Source organism: Pseudomonas sp. MIACH (assembly GCF_001269925.1).
Taxonomy (GTDB): domain Bacteria; phylum Pseudomonadota; class Gammaproteobacteria; order Pseudomonadales; family Pseudomonadaceae; genus Aquipseudomonas.
Genome location: NZ_LHVO01000060.1, coordinates 55458 through 75294 on the forward strand (window position 1 = coordinate 55458; position 19837 = coordinate 75294).

17 protein-coding genes are annotated in these 19837 nt (G+C 56.9%); 7 read left to right on the plus strand and 10 right to left on the minus strand.

Features of this window, described 5'->3' with window-relative positions; genetic code table 11:
• Positions 1–39 precede the first annotated feature (39 nt).
• The gene (locus tag AD670_RS25720) at positions 40–1560 is read right to left on the minus strand and encodes an ABC transporter substrate-binding protein (protein WP_053139006.1); all 1521 of its coding nucleotides are present in this window, start codon (positions 1558–1560) and stop codon (positions 40–42) included.
• Between the two features lie 187 nt (positions 1561–1747).
• On the opposite strand from AD670_RS25720, the gene AD670_RS25725 reads away from it, so the two are divergent.
• The gene (locus AD670_RS25725; RefSeq protein WP_053139008.1) at positions 1748–2665 is read left to right on the plus strand and encodes a LysR substrate-binding domain-containing protein; all 918 of its coding nucleotides are present in this window, start codon (positions 1748–1750) and stop codon (positions 2663–2665) included.
• Between the two features lie 175 nt (positions 2666–2840).
• On the opposite strand, the gene AD670_RS25730 is transcribed toward AD670_RS25725, so the two are convergent.
• Positions 2841–3725, minus strand: a complete 885-nt coding sequence (locus AD670_RS25730) for an NmrA family NAD(P)-binding protein (protein ID WP_053139010.1) — start codon at positions 3723–3725, stop codon at positions 2841–2843.
• A gap of 78 nt (positions 3726–3803) precedes the next feature.
• Between AD670_RS25730 and AD670_RS25735 the strand changes: the two genes are divergently transcribed.
• The gene (locus tag AD670_RS25735) at positions 3804–4412 is read left to right on the plus strand and encodes a TetR/AcrR family transcriptional regulator (protein ID WP_053139012.1); all 609 of its coding nucleotides are present in this window, start codon (positions 3804–3806) and stop codon (positions 4410–4412) included.
• Between the two features lie 188 nt (positions 4413–4600).
• Here the strand turns inward: AD670_RS25735 and AD670_RS25740 are convergent, their stop codons facing one another.
• Positions 4601–5392 carry an SDR family NAD(P)-dependent oxidoreductase gene (locus tag AD670_RS25740; protein ID WP_053139014.1) on the minus strand — a complete coding sequence of 264 codons (792 nt, stop codon included), beginning with the start codon at positions 5390–5392 and terminating at the stop codon, positions 4601–4603.
• Positions 5393–5662: 270 nt separating this feature from the next.
• Here AD670_RS25740 and AD670_RS25745 point away from each other — a divergent pair, with 270 nt between their 5' ends.
• The gene (locus tag AD670_RS25745; RefSeq protein ID WP_053139016.1) at positions 5663–6472 is read left to right on the plus strand and encodes a sugar phosphate isomerase/epimerase; all 810 of its coding nucleotides are present in this window, start codon (positions 5663–5665) and stop codon (positions 6470–6472) included.
• 182 nt (positions 6473–6654) lie between these two features.
• Here the strand turns inward: AD670_RS25745 and AD670_RS25750 are convergent, their stop codons facing one another.
• The 7 genes from AD670_RS25750 to AD670_RS25780 all read right to left on the minus strand — a co-directional run bounded on the left by AD670_RS25750 (position 6655) and on the right by AD670_RS25780 (position 15739).
• Positions 6655–7476: an IclR family transcriptional regulator gene (locus tag AD670_RS25750; protein WP_053139018.1), complete on the minus strand. Its 822-nt coding sequence runs from the start codon at positions 7474–7476 to the stop codon at positions 6655–6657.
• A gap of 41 nt (positions 7477–7517) precedes the next feature.
• The gene (locus AD670_RS25755; RefSeq protein WP_053139143.1) at positions 7518–8516 is read right to left on the minus strand and encodes a Gfo/Idh/MocA family protein; all 999 of its coding nucleotides are present in this window, start codon (positions 8514–8516) and stop codon (positions 7518–7520) included.
• 306 nt (positions 8517–8822) lie between these two features.
• Positions 8823–9647, minus strand: coding sequence for a shikimate dehydrogenase (locus AD670_RS25760; RefSeq protein WP_053139020.1), 825 nt, complete (start codon positions 9645–9647; stop codon positions 8823–8825).
• A 91-nt stretch (positions 9648–9738) separates the two neighbouring features.
• Complete coding sequence (locus tag AD670_RS25765; protein WP_053139022.1) at positions 9739–11166, minus strand: MFS transporter; 1428 nt, start codon at positions 11164–11166, stop codon at positions 9739–9741.
• A 274-nt stretch (positions 11167–11440) separates the two neighbouring features.
• Positions 11441–13021: an aldehyde dehydrogenase (NADP(+)) gene (locus AD670_RS25770; protein ID WP_053139024.1), complete on the minus strand. Its 1581-nt coding sequence runs from the start codon at positions 13019–13021 to the stop codon at positions 11441–11443.
• A gap of 60 nt (positions 13022–13081) precedes the next feature.
• On the minus strand, positions 13082–14629 hold the full coding sequence (locus AD670_RS25775) for a UxaA family hydrolase (RefSeq protein WP_053139027.1): 1548 nt from the start codon (positions 14627–14629) through the stop codon (positions 13082–13084).
• Between the two features lie 123 nt (positions 14630–14752).
• The gene (locus AD670_RS25780) at positions 14753–15739 is read right to left on the minus strand and encodes a LysR family transcriptional regulator (protein WP_053139028.1); all 987 of its coding nucleotides are present in this window, start codon (positions 15737–15739) and stop codon (positions 14753–14755) included.
• 120 nt (positions 15740–15859) lie between these two features.
• Here AD670_RS25780 and AD670_RS25785 point away from each other — a divergent pair, with 120 nt between their 5' ends.
• The 4 genes from AD670_RS25785 to AD670_RS25800 all read left to right on the plus strand — a co-directional run bounded on the left by AD670_RS25785 (position 15860) and on the right by AD670_RS25800 (position 19826).
• Positions 15860–17038 carry a fumarylacetoacetate hydrolase family protein gene (locus tag AD670_RS25785; RefSeq protein ID WP_053139030.1) on the plus strand — a complete coding sequence of 393 codons (1179 nt, stop codon included), beginning with the start codon at positions 15860–15862 and terminating at the stop codon, positions 17036–17038.
• A gap of 287 nt (positions 17039–17325) precedes the next feature.
• Positions 17326–18132, plus strand: coding sequence for an IclR family transcriptional regulator (locus AD670_RS25790; RefSeq protein WP_053139032.1), 807 nt, complete (start codon positions 17326–17328; stop codon positions 18130–18132).
• Positions 18129–18929 carry a fumarylacetoacetate hydrolase family protein gene (locus AD670_RS25795; RefSeq protein WP_053139034.1) on the plus strand — a complete coding sequence of 267 codons (801 nt, stop codon included), beginning with the start codon at positions 18129–18131 and terminating at the stop codon, positions 18927–18929. The genes AD670_RS25790 and AD670_RS25795 overlap by 4 nt, the downstream gene beginning before the upstream one ends.
• A 3-nt stretch (positions 18930–18932) precedes the next feature.
• Positions 18933–19826, plus strand: a complete 894-nt coding sequence (locus AD670_RS25800) for a fumarylacetoacetate hydrolase family protein (RefSeq protein ID WP_053139036.1) — start codon at positions 18933–18935, stop codon at positions 19824–19826.
• Positions 19827–19837: the final 11 nt, after the last annotated feature.

Sequence of the window (19837 nt, forward strand, 5' to 3'; positions counted from 1 at the left end):
TGTCCGTGGCGCACGAGAGTCCGTGCGCCCGGTGACGTATTACTTCCACGTGGACTCGACGAAACGCGGCAGCTCATCCGGGTACGGTGTGAACGCGAGTTCCGAGGTGTAGGCGTAGTTCATCGAGTAGTTGAACAGCGGCGCCCAGTAGGCCTGCTCGCTGATGCGTTGCAAGGCCTTGCGGTAGTTGTCCTTGCGCACTTGGGGGTCGAGGGCATTGTCGGCGGTCTGCAACCAGCCCTGGACTTGTGGGTCCTTGATGTTGTCGTCCGGATTGCCCTTGAACCAGGTACCGGCCGACGCCGAGGTGTCGAGGATCGAGAACGAGCCCCAGGCCTGAAACGACATGGGCACCTTGCCGCCACGTTGCTGATCGCGCAGGGCGGCGTACTTCAAGTAGCGCAGCTTGGCGTTGATGCCCACCGCGCGCAGGTTGCCGATGATGGCTTCGACGTAATCACGGTCGCGATAAGCGAAGATTTCTGTCTCGAAGCCATTTGGGTAACCGGCTTCGGCGAGCAGCGCCTTGGCCTTGGCGGGGTCATAGTTGTAGACCGTGGCCGCGGTGGTGTCGCAACCGAACTGGCCTGGATAACAGGCAACCTGCAAGGGCTTGGCTTCGCCACCCACCAATTGCGTGGCCAGCGCATTGCGGTTGATCGCATGGTTGATGGCCTGGCGCACCTTGAGGTTCTTCATCGGTGAGTTTTCAGTGGAGGTGCCGCGTGCATCAAGAATCAGGAAACCGATGCGCATGGTTTCGCCACTGGTCACGGTCAGGTTTGGCATACCTTTGAGGTCGACCGCCTGATCCGAGGTCACACGCCAGGTCCAGTCGACACCGTCGGTCATCAACTCGGCCAGACGGGTTTCTGCATCCGGGATCACGCGGAACTTGAGGTGGCTGATATGGGGCTTGCCTTGTGGGCTGTCCGGGAAGTAGTCCTTGTTGATCTCCATGATCACGCCTTCGCCGGCCACCACCGACAAGGCTTTATACGGCCCGGTGCCAATTGGCTTGCGACTGAATTCGGCCAGGCCGACCTTCTCGAAGTACTGCTTGGGAAACATCGGAACGGCGTTGGACAGGTATTCCAGTGCCGGCGGAAAAGGCTTCTTCAAATACAGGCGGACGCTGTAGTCACCGGTTTTTTCGGCGCTCTTGATCCAGTCTACGTTTTGCACGGTAACGACTTTCGCTTCGGGCGACACCACGTAGTTGAGGGTGAACACCACGTCGTCGGCGGTGAAGGCGTCGCCGTTGTGAAATTTGACGCCCTTGCGCAGCTCAAAATCGAGGGTGGTGTCGTCGACCTGTTTCCAGCTGGTGGCCAGCATGGGTTTGTATTCGCCGCTTTTGGGGTCGCGGTAGATCAGGTTGTCCCAGATCAGCCGGCCGAGAATCACGCCTTCGCGTAAATCGTTGTGATAGGGGCTGATGTTTTCAGGCTCGCTGTCGGAAGCGTAAACCAGGGTGTCGTTGGCTTTGCCGGCATGCGCCGGAAAGCTGCTGATAAGACCCATCAGCGCAATACTGCAGGCGAAACCTTTGATGCCCATGCCGTCGTCTCCGTTGGCGAGAGTGGTTGAATCAAAGGGCAGCGAATCGCAAATGCGTAGAAGGAGGAGGAAAAGGACGGGCGCTGTTTTTTTTGGTCTGGACACGAATGTAGGGAAGGGCTATCAATGCCACAAGCACAATATTTCGATACTTCCTTTGCCGAAAAGGCAATCTTTGGGGGCTCCGATGCAGCTGTATGGCGTGCAGTCCACGGCACTGCGCTATTTTCTTGAAGTTGCGCGATGCGGATCGATCAGCGAGGCCTCCGTGCGGCTGAATGTGGCGGCATCAGCGGTGAGTCGACAAATTTCCAAGCTTGAGTTGGCCCTGGGTGCCAGCCTGTTTGAGCGTCGTGCCCGCGGCATGGTGCTCAGCGAGGCGGGGGCGCGACTGGCGGCTTATGCGCGCAAGTCGCAGCTTGAGGCCGAGCAGGTGGTGCTGGAAATTACCGAGTTGCACGGCTTGCAGCGCGGTCATGTGCATGTGGCTTGTTCGGAAGGATTTGCCTTGGAATACATGCCCAGGAGCATCAGCGCGTTCAGGCGTGAGTACCAGGGCATTCATTTCACGCTGGAGGTCTGTGCGCCCGCTGAAGCGACCGAGAAGGTTCGCTCCGGTGAAGCCGACCTGGCGATGACGTTCAGCTTGACGCCGCAAAAGGAAATCAAGGTTGAACATGTCCTGAGCGGGGCGATTTTTGCCGTGGTCTCCAATGCCCATCCCTTGGCCGGGCGCGAGTCTGTCTACCTCGCCGAGTTGCAACCCTGGCCCATTGCGTTACCCAAGGCTGACACTACGATACGGCAACTCTTCGACATCTGTTGCGGCGTACAGGGGTTGTTGTTCGACCCGGTATTGACCACTAATTACGTTGCCGCGCTCTACAGTTTCGTCCGTGAAGAGGGAGGCATCAGCCTGGCCAGCGAAATGACCTTGCACCAACAGGTGGCGGACAAGCAGTTGCAATGCTTGCCGATCCTTGATGAAGGCATGCAGGCGCGGCGCATCGAACTGCAAAGCATGGCTGGGCGCAATCTACCGGCGGCGGTTTCGGCGTTCAGGGATTTTCTGATCGCTGAGCTGGCGAAGGCGAAGCGGCGTTGAAAAGATGAGGTTACTCGCATCTTCCACTTTGGAAGATCAGCGAGTTTTCCCTGGCTTCCGGATGTTTGAAGGCTCTCATGAACAGCAACCTATAGCTTGAGATTTAAAAGGTGTGCGTCTGCTACATCAGCACTCCAATTTTGGGCGATGCTAGGGTTCTAATGGTCGGTAATGCCTATTTCTTGAAGGCCTCAAGGTTTTCACGGAGCCAGGCGGACAGCGAACGCGGTGGGGTGCCGGTGAGGTCTTCAACCGTAAAGGTTCGTTCTGTCAGTATGGAATCATGGAAGATGCGATCAAGCCCCACGAGAATCTCGGCTACAAACGGGGAGAGTCCATCGGCAACTAACGCTGAATGCTGTGCGACGGGAGACCGATGGGTATAGGCGACTGTGTGGCCTAACAGAACGGACAATTGCTCGGCAACTTGCGGCATTGTCCAATTTCGAGGCCCTGTCAGGTGATACGCACGTTGTGAGCCTTCTGCTACTTCCTCCAGCAATGCTACGCGCGCCGAGTCTGCTACATCTCGAGTGTCTATCAGGTTCACACGTCCATTGCCTGCGGCGCCTGCCCAAGTGCCCGTTGCAACAGCGTTGCCAGCACGCTTGAGCACGTCCATGAAGGTTGTAGGTCTCAATACGGTAGACGCGATAGGTTGTTGACCCAGATGTGCTTCTATCAATGAATGCCAAGCAAATGGATTGAGAGGGGTCGATGGCCCCATCACCGAAAGCTTTACGATGTGCTGCACGCCCATTTCTACGGCAGCGTCAATGAGGGCGATCTCGTTGGCGACTTGTTGGGGTGAAGTGCCGTGAGCAATGAACAGTTTCTCGACACCGACAAGCGCTTTTCTGAGCGTGGACGGCTGATCAAAATCCAACTCGGCAGAGACCACCCCTTGTGGAAAGGTCGTGGATGATTTTTGCCGTGTGAGCGCCAGTATCGTGACGGGGTCTTGCACTAATTGACTGATCAATCGCTTGCCTACGCGGCCCGTCGCGCCCGCAACGGCGATGCTCAGTGGTTGCGTCCGATTGGTCGATTGATTGAGCATGATGAAATCTTCCTATATTGTGGAACGATCAGTCCAAGTATCCTGGTCTGATCGTTCCATGTTGTCAACGGAGGATTTATGAGCGGTAAACCGCAATATGACGAAAGTGCAGTCCTGAAGGCGGCGACGGCTGTTTTCTGGCGGCATGGGTACGCAAACGCATCGGTCAGCGATCTGACTGAGGCAACGGGGTTGTCTCGATCAAGTCTGTACCAGCGGTTCCATGATAAGGATGGGCTCTTCAACGAGTCTCTTCAGCTATATACCGACCGTGTATTAACGCGAATGAGATCGACCCGGGCACAGACCTCCAAGGCAAGCGTAGAAGCACTGCTACGAGAGTTTCTTCCGAAGGCATTTGGCGCAGAGCGTCCGCCTGGTTGCCTGATATCTCGCAGTAACGCTGAGCAAGAAGACCTCACTGCCGCAGGAAAGAAAACCGCGAATTTTGCGGCTTGCCAGCAGCGACAGATTTTTCTGGATATTTTGACTCATGGCCGGTTGGAGGGTGAGATAGGGCAGCATGTCGATCTGGATCTACTGGCTTGGTATTACTTCGGAATACTGCAGGCTGTGGTAAATCTGCCTTCAGTCGGGGCGACTAACCAGACACTTGGCGGCCTCATTGATGTCGCGATGTCGGCATGGCCTAAGAGCCAAGATAGTTCGGGTACTGAAACGATATGAGTGAGTAACCCCGATGGTAGGGGTATCCGTTAAATCGTTGAGCTGGCTCAGTAAAGGTGTAAGCACGCGAAGGGTGCTGGGGCCGGTCGAAGCCGCACGTAACACTTAAGCCTAAGCCCGTACGGCCTCGCTTGCACTCAACTCACACCTCCGAGTTGAGTGCTGAACTCACTCTAAAGCAACTGTGCTCATGATTTGGAGCTTGGTCGCCCCGGAATATGACTCAGTATCGATTTGGAGAAGCCACCGTCGACACATATATCCTGTCCCGTGACATAGGCCGATAAGGGGCTGACGAGAAATTCGATCACGTTCGCGATATCTACGGGCTCGCCGATTCTCGCCAGCGGAATGATTGCTTCCCGTGCTTTCTTGATCTGGGGGTCGGCATACATTTTTTCCGACATCGGCGTATGGGTCATGCCTGGGGACACCACGTTGACACGGATTCCGTCAGGAGCCCACTCCAGCGCGAGCGTCTGGGCCAGCATTGTCAATGCTGCCTTGGTGGGGCTGTACGCGCCTGAGCCTGCATGCGGAAGCTGGCCAGACATCGACGAGGTAAAGCACGCCGAGCCTCTGCTCTCGCGTAAGTATGGGTAGCTGGCTTTGGCAAGCAGCCAGGCGCCGCGAAGATTGACCGAGAACATATCGTCCCAGTCCTCAATGGACAAATCACAGATCGCGCCAGGGCTGGCGATGCCGGCATTCGCCACCAACGCGTCGAGCCCGCCGAATTCCGCTACTGCAGCCGCCACCAGTTGGCTCGGCACCTCAGGGTTGCCGAGGTCTCCGGACAATGCGATGGCGATACCGCCCATGGCCTTGATGGATTGAACGACGTCTTCCTGCGTAGTCGTGAGTGTGTGTCCGCATACCGCAATTTTCGGCTGCAAGCCCCGGGCAAGGGCCGCCTCCGCGATCCTCAAGCATGCAGACGCACCGATACCGCTACTACCGCCACTGACCAAAGCTCTCATTGGACACTCCTTCTTATAGTTAGACATTGGGGCAAAAGAGGTTTGTAAAATACGAAAATAGATTTCACTTTGCAATCAAATTGACAATGGAATTTGATTCCGTTATCGTTTTTTTCGTCGTCAGATACCCTTGCCAGCGCAGTGTTTATGGCGGTTCAGATCCATCCATCGTCGCGTTTTCCCGCTAGCGATAGTGGTCCAGGTACAAAATCCATAATACGAATGGCCGTTTTCACTCCAGCGAATACTCAACTGAAAGGATGTTTCGATATGATCATCAGCACGTTCTCCTATCTATGGTCATCCAAGGCAATTGATGCAATTGCGCAGTTGGCCGAGCACGGGCATCGCGTGTTTGAGGTGCCGGTCAGCTCACCACATTGCTGGCCGGTAGAAATCTCGACGGCAGAACGTTCTACCGTAAGCGTGCGTCTTCATGAGTACGACGCAAAGATCAGGTCCCTCAACGCCGGCGGCTATGACATTAATCTGGCCAGTCCTGCCGCAAACATGCGCCAGAAGAGCATTGAACACATCAAGTCGGTGATTGACCTGGCCGCAGCTTGGGGTACTCAGGAAGTGGTGATATCTCCCGGTACCAGGCGTCCCATGATTTCGCCGCCGCTTGAAAAGACCTACGATTGGATGTACGAGAGCCTGGCAGTCCTGATTCCGATGGCGAAGCAGGCTGGCGTACGCTTACTGCTGGAAAATACCCCGTATTGCTTTACCCCCACCATGCCGGAACTGGCAGAGGTTGTAGGCACCCTCAATGACGATGTGGTCAAGGTCGTCTATGACATCGCCAATGCCGCTTACATAGGTGAAGACCCGGTAGCGAGTCTGCTGGCTTACCATGCCGCGATCGACTTTGTGCATGTGTCCGACACCGGTATGGATGTGTGGGGGCATGATCCGGTCGGCACCGGTGTCGTGGACTTCGTCGGACTGGGCGACGCCGTTCAGGCGACCTGCGGTATTGAAAACTGCGTACTCGAAATCATCCGTGAAGAAAACGCTTTGTATGAGCTGAACAGGGGTGTGCAGGATCTTCGTGCCAAGGGTTGGACCATTCCGTAATCACCTTTCGGTCGCTTGTCGTTACGGCCTGCGACCCGACTGCTCTAGTGGCCCTGAGGCTTGCACTAGCCCCAGGTCCAAGCGACAGCGTTGTCACCAGCAATAGGCCCGCGCGCGATCATAAGCGTTATGCGGGCTAAGGCCTGCTGGAGCTGTTCATGGTCGCGGCGGTAAGCTCGGTGCTACCGCGTCGGCAGTGAATCCTTCCCGCTGACTGAGGTCCAGAGTGCCCAGTGCTCGCCCACTTTCACGGCTGAGCGTTTCAAGCTTTCTATATGAGCGCCCAGGGTTTCCTCTCGCATGCGTGCGATGGGGCCGGCGATGCTCAGGGTGGCCACCGGGACTGAGCTGTCTGGCCGTGAGATGTCGAATATAGCTACCGCCACGACACACACGCCCACTTCACCTTCTTCGCGAACGACCGCGTGCCCCTCTTTGCGGATCAAGGCGATGTCATCAAAGATGTCGCGAATCGAAACGCGCGCATTGGGCCCTGCATAGTCTCGGGTGTTCTCGATGTCCCAGGCGGTAAGAATTCGCATGGCGCGCTCTTCGCGCATGGTGGAAAGCCACACTTTGCCCGCCGCGGTTGTGTGAGGAATGATTTTTTCATCCAGGGCGCGGCGGTACTGAAGACCTCTGGTATTTTTCGTGGCCTGTAGTACCCAGGTCAGATGATCCTCAGCAACCTCCGCCAATCGAACGTGCTCGCCGGTTTCGCTGGCCAGATCGTCCAGCAAGGGTTGCATGATCCTGGCGAAGCCCGTTTCAGTGATGTAGTTCGCGCCCATGCTGGGGATCTTCAGCGTCAGGCGGTAGTGATCCTGTTCGTCCTGGTAGACGTAGCCTCGTTCTCGCAGCGCGCTCAATATGCGGTGAGCCGTGGCCATGGCGACTTGGGTCTGCTCGCTGATTTCGGACAGGGCGAGACCGCCCGGATGGGAAAGCAGCAGTTCCAGGGTGTTGAAGTAGCGGCCAATATGTGACAATTTTTCAATCCTCATTGTTGCTGGCCATGGCCAGCAACCTCGCGTCGGGTGTGGGGCTAGAGCGTGATGGGAGCGCCACCAAGGCGATCTGACTCATAGGCAGCCTCGATGATACTCATGACGCTGTGCATCGTTGCAAGTCCGGCACCTGTATACGCCGTGTCTCGGCCAGGTGACAGGACGTCGGTTACGAAGTTGTCGTAATACACGTCGGAGTTCAGGCTCATGTGAAGGTCACTTGCCTGGCCAGCAGCGTCGGTCAGGCGCATGCCATCCGGGGTCGAGCGCGCGTAGAACTGATCGGTTGACAATGAAAAGGAGTACTCCCGTTGCTCGGGAGTATTTCCGGGGTAGTTGTACCCCGTCTCGATGGTGCAGATGCAGCCGCTCTCGGTCACCAGGGTCATCATTGAGCCGATCTCCACCGCCGTCAGCTGCGGGTCGCGATACATGACTGCGGACACGCTGCGTATGCGCTCTGCGGAAATCTCCTGAACCAGATCGATGAAATGAGCGGCCAGGTTGATCGTGCAACCGCCCCCCGAGCGTTTCGGGTCCAGCATCCAGGAGCAGCTGTTCATCAGGTAGCGTTTGGGTGGCCCGGCGTTGAATCGAAACGACTGGGTTCTCCATTTTGCACCGCTCTGTAGCGCCGCTTGTTTGAGGCGGTTCAGTAATTCACTGTGCCTCCAAACCAACGGTACCGCCACGAACAGACCTGCGGCTTCGGCACGTCGGTACAGGTCCAGCACTTCATCCTGGGTGAGCCCGCAAGGCTTCTCCATCGCGAACGGAATGTTGCGTTCGATCAATGCTATGCCCATGGCATACAGCTCATCGTGTGGACCAAAGGCGAACGCAAAATCAGCCTCTTCGTTATCCAGCAGGTTTTTCCAGTGATCGTACGGCTGCGCTCCGAAGCGTTGGGCAAGGGCTGGACCACGCGATCCCGTAGCGTCGGATACCGCCGTGACGGTCACATCAGGCAAACGCTCGAGGGCGTCAAGGTAGAGTGGGGTGTGCCAGTGGCTGACTTCCAGAAGAACGACTTTCAACATTCATTCCTTATAAACAAGAGAGCTTGACTAGCTTGCCGGTGCCCTCGGGATTGCAGGTCAAGTACAAAAATAACAACGTGCGAGCCGCTATTGCGAGGTTGCACCGCAGGCTAGCACGAGCCGATTACGAACGGAAGTCAGTTTCGTTTTGCTGTGAAGTGGTGTGTTGCACTGAGCCGAGGTGCAATTTCGACGGGCACGCAAAAATGTGCACATGCGGGGCATGTGCACCTCGTTGACGGGTTCGATAGAGGGTATTAAGCGGCGGGCAGGGTGATGATCAGAGTGGGTTATACGGGATCCTTACAATCCGCTCGAGTAGCGACGCTCTATATCTTCGAAACCTAGAAAGCTTAATGCCAGCAGGGCTTGGCCCACATGCATCGGGTGGCCATCAAGGGTTTGGCAGCCACGCGATTGCGCTTCGAGCAGCAAGGCGGTCGGCTCGGACCGGGTGATGATGTCGACCACCACCGTAGTTGAGGCCAGCTGCTTTGCGTCTATCGGCATCGGGTCATCAGGGTTCATGCCGAGCGGGGTGGCATTGATCACGATGTCATGGCCTGTAGGATCTGCTGGGCCTACATGCACAGCGCACGGACTCTCTTTGGCGACACATTGCGCCAGGTCCAGGGCGCGGTGCGCATCGAGGTCTGAAATGATCAGCGATCGGGCGCCAGCAGCGGCAACCGCAAACGCGATTGCCCTTCCCGAGCCACCCGCACCAATAAGTAGAACGGATTTCCCCAGCAGGCTAACGCCTTGGCGCTGCATGCCCAGCACGCAGCCAAGCCCGTCGAACACGGCACCCACCCAGCGCCCGTCGCTATCGCAACGAATGACATTGATTGCGCCGATCTGGCGCGCGGTAGGGTGAAGAACGTCCACAACGTCAAGCATGCTCTGCTTGTGCGGCATGGTGACCAGAAGCCCGGCAAGGTTGCCCACGGCCCGTATGCCTCTGACAAAGTCAGCCAGGTCGCCGGGACCTACCTCCAGTGGAATGCAGACGGCGTCGGACTGCGCTTCGGCAAATAACGTGTTCAACAGCATTGGGGACTTGGCGCTCTTGAGGGGGGCGCCAATTAATCCATATATACGAGTGCTGCCGGTAATACGTGGATGCATGTCAACCTACTGATGTTGGCAGTGGCGCGCCAATTGTCAGTAGCGGGATGTCGGAACCCACTACTGACAACGTGCGCATTAGGACAGGCTGTCAGGAGCGTGTCGCTGGCACGGATGGAACTGCATTGGGTTGCGATTTGGAATTGGACTGTTCCTGCACCCGTTCGTATTCCTCTTTGGACATCGGAACCGCATTCGGGTCGCCGAGGTCCTTCAGGCGAATCCGGTATGTTTCGCGGGTAGTAAACGCCGCTATCGCAGAGATTACGCAGATACCAAAAGTCAACGCTCCGATTTTCAGCGGGATATTCTCAGTCCCTGGAGGCGCAATCGATACGAAAAGGGCTGGCAGAAATGCTGTGCAGGCTACGCCGATATTCTGACCAATGGCCATGCCGGTCACACGTACACGGGTACGGAACAACTCTGGGAACAGGCTTGGGAAGACGCCATTGAAACCCTGGTAAGCCACGCCCCACATGAGGAGCGAGAGTATTAACGAAAGCCATAGGTTGTGAATGCTGATCGCATAGAGATACGCAAATGACAGAAGTCCACCGCTAAGAACACCCACAATTACCGGAGGCCGGCGACCAATCCTGTCAGAGAGCTTGCCTACGAAGGGGATAAGTATCACGGCACACAGATTGCCTAATACCGGTATCCACATGAACACACCGGAAGGAAAGCCAATCCCGTAGGCCGGTTGGACTGCATAGGTTGCACCGAATACGGAGGCAACGATTGCAAGGACCGCAGACAGCGCCATGCAGATCACTCGTAACACATCTCGCCAGCTCTGCGTGAACACTTCTACCACAGGTAATTTGCGTTTCTCGTCTTTGTTCTGCGCCTCGGTGAATACTGGCGCTTCATGAACTTCACGCCGAATGATCCACCCGGCGACCAGCACCAGGGCGCTGAGCAGAAATGGAATTCGCCAGCCCCAGGCAGCAAATTGATCAGCGGGCATGAACTGGGCCAGAGGCAGGAAAACCCCCGCCGCGAGTAGTTGTCCGGCTTGTACGCCTTGAAGCGTAAAGCTTGCGAAATAACCGCGACGTCCATCGGGGGCGTGTTCCAAGGTCATGGAGCTGGCACATGACACCTCTCCAGCGACCGCAAATCCTTGAATCAGGCGCAAAAAAATCAACAGGGCAGGAGCCCAGACACCGATCTGCTGGTAGGTAGGAAGCAGTCCGATGCTCACGGTCGAAAAGCCCATCAAGAACATGCAGTAGACCAGTACGGTCTTGCGTCCATGTCGGTCGCCCAGGTGCCCTAATACCACGGCTCCGATTGGACGAGCGATGTACCCAACGCCGAAGCTTGCCAGCGAGACGATGATGCCTACGGTGGGATTGTCTGTTGGGAAAAACAGCTGTGGGAAAAGCAAGGCCGCTGCAGTGGCGTAGATGAAAAAGTCGTAATACTCCAGAGCCGAACCGATCCAGCCGCTGGCAGCAGCTTTCCTTGACTGTCGTTTGGAATGAGGCTCAACCAGTGTGCTTTGACTCATGACGTGTCTCCGTCTTTTGGATTTTTATTGTTGTAACCGTGTTCCATTAGTAATGTTGTTACTTTTTGGAAGCGGTTGTCAAGGAGCCGTTGGCTGGATCAGTCAGTGATAAATTCAGCCATGATTTAGGCGACGAATCTCTCAATGCTGGCGTCGCCAACGTGCGAAAGCAGCGGTTATCAGTCGTGCACAGCAACCTGACAGGAGGACAAAAATCTTCCGCCTGTCGGGTGCCTTTGAGGTTGTCTACAGGCCTGATAGCACGCCTGTAGGCTTACAAGCTGTCTCGAGAAAGATGCCCGTCTACCAGTCTGAAAATGTTCAACGGATTGGCGTTCTTGAGAGCATCGGGCAGCAATGCGTCAGGGTAATTTTGAAAGCAGACAGGTCTCAGGAAGCGATCGATAGCCAACGTGCCGACCGAGGTGCCGCGACTGTCGGACGTCGCCGGATAAGGACCGCCGTGCACCATGGAATCGCAGACCTCGACACCCGTTGGGTAGCCATTGATGAGGATGCGGCCGACCTTCACCTCCAACAAAGCAGTCAACTCTGCGAATTGCGTCAGGTCTTCTGGCTCTCCGATCAAGGTTGCGGTCAATTGCCCGTGAAGGGCATGGATGGCAGCGTTGAGCTGTGCCTGGTCAGTGACCTCGATGAAGATAGAGGTGGGGCCGAAGATTTCCTCTTGAAGAACCTTGTCGCCGTTAAGCAGCAACTCTACGTCGGCCTTGAACAACTGCGGCTGGGCTTGGTGTCCCTGTTGGTTGCTGCCAGCCAGGTGCACGATGCCGGGGTGCGCGTGCAGGTTCTGCAAGCCAGCCGCATAGCTACGCAGGGTGCCTGCGTTGAGCATTGTCTGTGCCGGTTGGTCGCCTATCAGCGCCGCCACTCTATTCTGGAAGGCACTGAATGCATCCGAGCGAATGCCAACCACCAGTCCGGGATTGGTGCAGAACTGCCCACAACCTTGAACCACCGAGGCGGCAAGATCGTGAGCGATACTGTCGGCCCGACGCGAGAGGGCCTGGGGCAGGATCACCACCGGGTTGATGCTCGACATCTCGGCGAAGACTGGAATGGGCTCGGGGCGAGCGGCGGCCATGTCGCACAATGCTCGACCACCTTTGAGTGAACCGGTAAAACCAACGCCCTTGATGAGCGGGTGTTTGACCAAGGCTTCGCCTACGCCACTGCCATAAATCATATTGAAGACACCGGCGGGCATGCCGCTGCGCTCGGCCGCGCGGATGATCGCGTTGGCAACCTGTTCTGCCGTCGCCATGTGGCCGCTGTGGGCTTTGAAGATCACCGGACAACCTGCCGCGAGCGCGGAGGCGGTATCGCCGCCGGCCGTGGAGAAAGCCAACGGGAAATTACTTGCACCAAACACAGCAACCGGACCGATTGCGGTGCGGTACTGGCGGAGGTCAGGGCGTGGCAACGGCTTGCGTAGTGGTAACGCTTGGTCGATGCGAGCGCCATAGAAGTCACCGCGCCGCAGTACGTTTGCAAACAGGCGCATTTGGCCACTGGTACGTGCGCGTTCGCCTTGGATACGAGCTGCAGGCAATGCTGTTTCACGGCAAACCAGGGCAATAAACTCATCGTCCAAAGCCTCCAGTTCTTCAGCGATGGCATCGAGGAATTCAGCCCGTTTGTTCGCGCTCAGGCTGCGGTAGCTGGAAAAGGCGTTGTTGGCTGCGCAAGCAGCATCCTCGATTTCTTGCGGCGTCGCCTGGTGGAAGGCATAGGGCAAGGTTTCCCCGGTGCTGGCATCCACACTCTTGACGATGATACTGCCGGCGGCGCTGCGCTGACCGCCGATAAAATTCTGGCCGGTGATGAGGGACATCGTTGTCTCCAGGATGAATGTGCAAGAGATAGCTGGGCAAGGCGTTCCCAGCACTGAAAATCAGGTGACGGCGCCGATCTGCCAAGGCACGAACTCATTTTGTCCGTATCCGTGTTGTTCGCTCATGCTGCGCTCGCCCGAGGCTATGCGCAGCATGGTTTCAAAGATCGCCGCACCGCACGCTTCGATGGTCAACGTGTCTTCGGCTATTTCGCCGCAGTTGATGTCCATGTCTTCTCGCTGACGCGCCCACAAGGCGCTGTTAGTCGCCAGCTTTATTGATGGGGCAGGGGCACAGCCATAGGCCGACCCGCGCCCGGTGGTAAACGCAATCAGGTTGGCGCCACCGGCGACCTGGCCGGTTGCGGAGACGGGGTCATAGCCAGGGGTGTCCATGAAAACCAGGCCGCTGGCAGTAACGGACTGGGCATATTCGTAGACATCCATCAGGTTGCTGGAGCCCGCCTTTGCCACTGCGCCCAGCGACTTTTCCAGAATGGTGGTCAAGCCACCGGCCTTGTTGCCGGCAGAGGGGTTATTGTTCAACTCGGCCCCCATACGCTCGCAGTAGCGTTCCCACCAATGAATTCGAGCGATAAGTTTTTCGCCGACTTCACGGCTGACAGCCCGACGTGTCAGCAAGTGTTCGGCACCGTATATTTCAGGGGTTTCAGAAAGAATCGCAGTACCGCCGCAGGCGACCAGGCGATCCACTGCATTGCCCAACGCGGGGTTGGCAGTAATACCTGAGTAGCCATCCGAGCCACCACACTGAAGCCCAACGATCAGATGTCGAGCGCTGACCGATTCACGTTGAATTCGATTGGCTTCGCCGAGCAGTTCCTTCACGTGGTCAATGCCACTGGCGATGGCCTTGGACGTACCGCCACTGTCCTGAATGTTGAACGTGCGCAAGGTATTACTACGGGTGAGTCCTTGCGTCGTGAGTAATGAGTCGATTTGGTTCGTCTCGCAGCCCAACCCGATGACCAGCACGGCGGCAAAGTTGGCGTGGGTCGCATATCCCGCCAATGTCCGACGCAACAGGTTCAAACCGTCGCCCGCAGGATCAACGGCGCAGCCGGCAGAATGGGTGAGCGCAACAACACCGTCGACGTTTGGATACGCTTGCAGTGCAGCGGGATTGATGTCCCGACGAAAATGGTCTGCGATGGCCCGCGCGACTGTGGCAGAGCAATTCACTGAGGTAAGAATGCCGATGTAGTTGCGCGTGGCGACGCGTCCATCCGGGCGTACGATACCCATGAACGATGGGGCTTCACTCGGCTTGACCTGGGGCTTGGCATCGACGCTGAACGCATAATCCCGAGCGAAGTCCCCCATGGCCAGGTTATGCACATGGATATGCTCGCCGGCTTCTATGTCGACAACGGCAAAACCAATGATTTGCCCATAGCGCCTCACCGGTTGACCGGCTTCGATACGCCGGGAGGCCACTTTATGGCCCGGCACAATCGCTTGAAGGACTGTCACGCCCTCCTGCTCAAGGATTTCGCCCGCGACCAGCGGTCGGCGTGCGATCAGCACATCGTCCAGCGGGTTCAAACGCAGCACAGCTGCTGCGCCGGTTTTCATGATCAGTTCCATCGCATCCTCACGGGCTGCTGGGTGGTGCGCGGTCACTCATAGCGCCGCACTTTTGTGCCGGCACTATAGGATTCATAGAAATGGCTGCCTAATGAGAGCTTTCGATTGCTCGATAACTTTGCCTCATCGACTTTTACCGGGGTCGCTGCAGGGCCTCTTCTCTGTAGTCGTTTGCCGCAGCCTGGCGAACTCTAATAAGGTCGCAACAAACCTCCGCGTGGGCTCTGACAGGGGCTCATCCTTGCGGGTAATCACCCCGTAATCCTGAGATTCAACTGTGAAGGGCGTATTGAGGATTTGAAGCTGCCCATTTTGCAGTTGCGACTGGACCATTGACTCCGGGAGCATGGCAAGCATTGGCCCAGACTGCAGCAACTGCAGGAAGGTCTGCATCGAAATGGTCTCCACGGTGTTGGTCGGCGGGGCGATCCGGAACGTCCTGAACGCGCGCTCCATGCGTTGTCGGATCGGCGTGTTAAAGGGATACATGACCCATGGCCATTCGCTGAGTGATTCGGTGGGAACCTCCCCCAGTTGGCACAGAGGGTGTGTGCTGTTCACGACAAGGCAGAAGGGTTCAGGTCCCAGCGACGTAAATTCGAAAGGCTGGCAATCCTCATCCGTGAAGCGCGCGATGATTAAATCGAGTTTTTTTTGTTCGAGCATTTCCAGCAAGTGATTGCTGGTTTGTTCGATCACCTCGATGGAAAGGAGAGGGCGCTCACGTTTTATGCTGGCGATAGCTTCAGGCAGCACCACTGAGGTCGCGGCGAAAATGGTGCCGATTTTTAAATGACCATGCCCGCCTTTTCGCAGCTTGTTGACTTGGTCGACGAACGATTCCGTGTCTTCCAGGGTAATACGCGCATAGCGGGCCACGAACTCGCCTAGTTCAGTAAGGACCAGGTTGCGCGTTTGACGCTCAAACAGTGGAAAGCCCAGAAGTACTTCCAGATCGCGAAGCAATTTACTGATGGCCGGTTGCGTAACATTCATGTGTTCTGCGGTGGTGTGCATATTGCGGGTCTTGGCCAGGCTATTGACCAGTACCAGGTGTTTGATCTTCAGCCATCGGGTGACACTGGCAAACGTAATTTGATCGTTTTCCATCGGATAAGGCCTTGTCTGTCGATAACGAAACAGCATTGATTGGTGAGTTTCTTTCATTGGGATTTACCGGAGCGGTCCATTACTTTTACGGCTCTGATGGCTGACTGCTCTGGAAGCTCTATGGCGAATTTGAAACTGACGCGCGAAAACACCCTGCCGCTGGATGGCTTGGCCGGAACGCTGATCGGCCGCGCCTGGATCCCGGGTGCGATTGCAGGACCCTCGCCAGTGGTGTTGCGCGATGAAGGCGTGTTTGATCTTTCTGAAACTTTTTCGACAATAAGCGAGCTGCTGGAACACACCTCGCCGTTGCTGGCTGTTCGTCAGGCGCCTGGCAGGTACATCGGCACCGTCGAGGAGTTGCTTGGGAACACCGGCAGCCATGCCGATCCCGGCAAGGCATCTCTGCTGCCCCCGGCGGATTTGCAGGTCATCAAGGCGGCCGGGGTTACGTTCGCCTCCAGCATGATCGAGCGGGTCATCGAGGAGCAGGCCCGAGGCGATGCTGGCAACGCCGAAAGTGTTCGCCGTCTGGTGCAAGAAGCCATTGGCGATAACTTGCGGGCAATCAAACCGGGCTCGCCAGACGCGATGCGCCTTAAGGCTGTGCTGATCAAGCAGGGCATGTGGTCGCAATACCTGGAGGTCGGTATTGGCCCGGACGCGGAGATTTTCACCAAGGCACCGGTGCTGGCCGCAGTGGGCAGCGGCAGCGAAATCGGCATCCATCACAAGTCTGAATGGAACAACCCAGAGCCGGAAATTGTGCTGGCGGTGAACAGTCGAGGCCAAGTGCATGGCGTCACCTTGGGCAATGACGTCAACTTGCGTGATTTCGAAGGCCGCAGCGCACTGCTGTTGAGCAAGGCCAAGGACAACAATGCGTCCTGTGCGATCGGCCCCTTTATTCGTTTGTTCGATGAAACGTTTTCCCTCGATGACGTGCGCAACTGCGTCGTGGATTTGCAGGTTCAGGGCGACGACGGCTTCATCCTTGAAGGCAGCAGTTCCATGGCATTGATCAGCCGTGATCCGTTGGATCTGGTGGCCCAGACGGTCGGCGGCGATCACCAATACCCTGATGGCTTCATGCTTTTTCTCGGCACATTGTTTGCGCCTACCCAAGATCGTGAAGAGCCCGGGAGCGGCTTTACGCATAAGCAAGGGGATGAGGTCAGCATAGGTAGCCCGCTGCTGGGCACGCTGCGTAACACCGTCACCTACAGTCATGCGGCTGCGCCCTGGACGTTCGGCTTGCGAGCGATGATGCGCAATCTTGCTGCCCGCGGACTTCTGTAGGTAAGGCGTGGTGGGATGCATTGGGGGTTTTTCCGGGAAGATTGAACATACACAGGCGTGCGTCTATTGATAAAAGAGCCGAACCAGAAGGGGGCGGTTTTCAATATCTGTCAGGCGTTCCCCGCGTCCCGGACCCCGTCTGCGGTGCCCGCTCTGTCTCGATAAGGCCAACCAGGTACAAGCGGGTTTGACTTATCAAGAGGTGCCTGCATACTATTGGAACGTCGTTCCATTACGAACAATGTTGCTCACATTCACCTCATTGTCAAAGATAAGTCGAGAAAAATATGAGAGTCGTCAAAGGTGCTGTCGACCGCTGCCTGGAGGCCATTGAGCTGCTGGCACGCGAAGCTCGCTGGATGCGGATGTCCGATATCGCAGCAGAGTTGGGCTTGGAAAAGGGGCCCGCTCATCGAGTGCTTGCTCAGTTAGTCGAGCAAGGGTGGGCAGAGCAGGATGAAGCCACCTCGCAATACCGCCTGACTCTCAAGCTGGCACTCTTGGGGCAGCGCTATTTACATGGGATTGGCTTGCCGGAATTGGTCCAGCCGATCCTTGAGCAAGTGGCTGCTCAGTGTCACGAGTTGGTGCGACTGACGGTGGTCAACGAGGGCACCTTGTCCTGGCTGTCTTCAGCCCAAGGTGCCGCGCCGGGGCTCATGTATTCGCCGGCCATGGATCAACCCATCAATCTCTATGCCACCGCCAATGGAAAAGCCTGGCTGGCCTCAATGCCGGATGAACTGGCCGTTGAGCACGCGCTGCGTAGCGGGCTGGGGAAAGCTGATGCAGGGATTGGGCAGGGGCCGAAAGCGATCAACAGCATCGAAGGTTTATTGGCCGAGCTGTCGCTGACCCGCAAGCGCGGATATGGCCTGGTCATTGAAGAAGCCGAGGCGGGTGTCTGGGCGATTGCCGTACCGGTCAAGCTGGTTCCATCTGGCACTGTGGTCGGCACGATGAGTATCGCCGGCCCGGTCTTGCGCATGCAGCCCGAACGTTACGACCAATTGCATGCGTTGCTCGAAGATGCAGCCAATAAGCTGGGTACGGTTTGGCCGCGCCAGAACAGCGTGCATTCGGAGAACGTATGAGTCAGCCCGCATCTGAATGGACCGAGGCAGGGGCAGGGCTGGAAATCGCCGCTGCTGCCCTGGTCCGTGCACGGCTGGAGGGTGTTCGGCTGGCAGCCTTGCCAGGCCCGAACCTGCCAAGCAGCCTCGCACAAGGTTTTGCCATTCAGCAGCACGTAGGGCCATTGGCTGGAAAAACCGTGGGGGGGTGGAAGTGCGCGTTACCGCCGGCTGGCAAGTGGATCGTTGCCCCGATCTACAGCGACAGCATTGTAAAAGGCGAACGTTACCGACTGGCCGCCGACGCTGATAAGGCGCGCATCGAGCCCGAACTGGCGTGCGTCCTGGCCCATGATTTGCCAGCACGTGCGGAGCCTTACACCGCTGAACAGATCGCGGACGCGATCAGCGGCGTGCACGTGGCACTGGAAGTCATCGATTGCCGTTACACCGAGCCACACACTCTGCCGTTCGAGCAATTGCTCGCGGACGGTCTATTCAATCACGGCCTGGTACTTGGGGCGCCAATCACGCTGTCGAACGCTGCCAGCCTGCCCTCTGAACTGGATATCACCCTGAGCGATGCAACGTCAGAGCTTGTGAATATCAAGGGTCGCCATCCGGACGTGGATCCGTTGTTGCCGATCCTATGGCTGGCCAATTTTCTGTCTACACAAGGGATAGGGCTGCAAGCAGGGCAGGTGATTATCACCGGGTCCTATGCAGGTGTTCTCGATGTGCCCGTCAATCAGCCACTGCATGTTCAGTTCGGCGAAGCAGGCTCATTGTCTGTCCATTTCTCAACGCTGGAGGAGTAACAAATGCGCTTAGTTCGTTTTGGTTTGCCGGGGCAGGAACAGCCGGGAATCTTGGATTCGCAAGGAGTCGTACGAGACCTTTCGGGCATTGTCGATGACATCGATGCGTCAGCCCTGAGCCCGTCAGTGCTCGAAAAACTACGTGCTGTTGATGTTGAAAAGCTTCCGGTGGTGGCGCCTGGCACACGCCTTGGTCCCTGCGTAGGCAGCGTACCGAACCTGATTTGCATCGGCCTGAACTACTCCGATCACGCGGCTGAAACAAATACACCTATCCCGAGCCAACCGGTGGTCTTCAACAAACACACCGCGTCCATCAGCGGCCCCAATGACCCGGTGATTTTACCCACGGGGGCTCAGAAGCTTGATTGGGAAGTCGAGTTGGCCATCGTCATCGGTACACCTGCCTGGCAGATTGATGAGTCACAGGCTTTGAATCACATCGCCGGCTATTGCCTGGCCAATGATGTTTCCGAGCGGGCTTATCAGCTTGAGTACGAAGGGCAGTGGACCAAGGGAAAAAGCGGTTTTTCCTTCGCACCACTGGGACCTTGGCTGGTCACCCGCGACGAAATTGCCGACCCGCAGGCCATTGACGTCTGGCTCGACGTGAACGGCAAACGTCTCCAGACCGGCAATACCCGTACGATGATTTTCAGCGTTGCACACATTGTCGCGTACCTCAGTCGCTTCATGCCGCTTATGCCGGGTGACGTCATCATTACCGGTACGCCACCCGGTGTGGGGCTCGGGCAGAAGCCGCCGGTATTTCTCAAGGCGGGTGACACCATGCGTGTCGGTGGCCAAGGGCTGGGTGAGCAATTTCAGACCGTGGTTCCTTACGTTGCTGAAATGGGCGCTGCATGGGTCGCCGGTCGCCATCCCAATGTTGACTGACTATCGCTGGA